The sequence below is a fragment of the Aeromonas sp. 604176 genome (genome assembly GCF_049170755.1).
GTDB lineage: Bacteria > Pseudomonadota > Gammaproteobacteria > Enterobacterales > Aeromonadaceae > Aeromonas > Aeromonas veronii_A.
On sequence record NZ_JAAKNE010000291.1, the window covers coordinates 1 to 848 of the forward strand.

The 848-nt window shown below is 57.0% G+C and carries 2 protein-coding genes; both read left to right on the top strand.

The features are described 5' to 3' along the window. Positions 1-284 precede the first annotated feature (284 nt). Entirely contained in the window at positions 285-548 is a 264-nt protein-coding gene (locus G5358_RS21425) for a DUF997 family protein (protein ID WP_254204220.1), read from the top strand. Further along, positions 538-848 (top strand): sodium:solute symporter family transporter (locus G5358_RS21430; RefSeq protein WP_421324921.1); only part of this gene is annotated, 311 nt, incomplete at its 3' end. The genes G5358_RS21425 and G5358_RS21430, both read left to right, overlap by 11 nt.

The following is an 848-nucleotide window of genomic DNA, read 5'->3' on the forward strand; positions in this document are numbered from 1 at the left end:
AAGAGATCATGAAAGACGAAAACTTCCAGCACGGTGGCACCAATATCCACTACCTGCACAAGAAGTTGGGTCTGTAAGGATCGCTGATAGAGACCCGATGATATTGCACGGTGGCAGTACCAACGCCCACTATCTGCACAAGAAGTTGGGTCTGTAAGGATCTCTGATAGAGACCGGACTTCCGGTGGAAGTCTGCTCCGCAAGGAGCCTCTGCTGAAAAAGGGCCATGGCGACATGGCCCTTTTTTGTTATCCTTGCGCCCCTCAAAATTGTCGGAGGCCAAGGTGAACCGTTTTGCTCTCGCCCGCCGGGAAGCAGCTTTCTGCCTGCTGCTGACCCTACTCTATTTTCTTGCCTGGTATGGCACGGCTTATCTGATCCCGGAAGAGATCGAATGCTGGGACATTCCCCTTTGGTTCCTGCTCAGTTGCGTGGCGATGCCACTGCTGTTCATCGCACTATGTGCCCTGATGGTGGATCGACTGTTTGTGGATATCCCCCTCGATACCCCAGCCCCTTCCGGCAAGGAGTCATCCCATGAATCTTGAGCTGATGCTGCCGCTCTTCATCTATCTGGTGCTGGTGCTGGGGGTGGGTTTCTGGGCCAGCCGTCATAGAGCTGAAGGCAACTTCGTCCAGGAGTACTTCATCGGCAACCGCAGCATGGGCGGGCTGGTGCTGGCGATGACGCTAGTGGCCACCTACACCTCGGCCTCCTCTTTCATCGGCGGGCCGGGCGCGGCCTACAAGATCGGTCTGGGCTGGGTGTTGCTGGCGATGATCCAGCTGCCCACCGTCTGGCTCACTCTGGGGGTGCTTGGCAAGAAGTTCGCCATCATCGCCCGCCG